This is a genomic window from Zoogloea sp. LCSB751, from assembly GCF_002028455.1.
Classification (GTDB): domain Bacteria; phylum Pseudomonadota; class Gammaproteobacteria; order Burkholderiales; family Rhodocyclaceae; genus Zoogloea.
Genome location: NZ_MWUM01000097.1, coordinates 1 through 420, shown reverse-complemented (window position 1 = coordinate 420; position 420 = coordinate 1). Strand labels below are relative to the sequence as shown.

At 49.8% G+C, this 420-nt stretch carries 1 protein-coding gene; it reads left to right on the top strand.

The genetic code is table 11. The features are described 5' to 3' along the window. Nucleotides 1-420 (top strand): ISAs1 family transposase (locus tag B4920_RS25900; RefSeq protein WP_139379647.1); only part of this gene is annotated, 420 nt, incomplete at both ends.

The following is a 420-nucleotide window of genomic DNA, read 5'->3' as shown; positions in this document are numbered from 1 at the left end:
CTGGACATTCTTGAGCTAAAAGGAGCCGTTGTCACACTCGATGCGTTGCATTGTCAGCGTGAGACACTGGAGAAAATCAGCGAGAAGAAGGCTCATGTAGTGGTACAGGTCAAGAATAATCAACCGAAGCTGTATCAAGCGGTTCAATCGCAATTCCAGTCACTGTTTGACGCCCAGAAAGAGAAGATTGTCGTCGAGCACAAAGAGAGTGGACATGGCCGCCAGGAAGAGCGTTATGTGTTTCAATTAAAAGCCAAATTACCGCCAGAGTTGACGGAGAAATGGCCGACAATCCGCAGCATCATTGCCGTTGAGCGTCACCGCAGCGCCAACGGAAAAGGAACGGTAGATACCTCTTACTATGTCAGCTCGTTATCCCCCAAGCACAAGCTGCTAGGGCACTATATACGGCAGCACTGG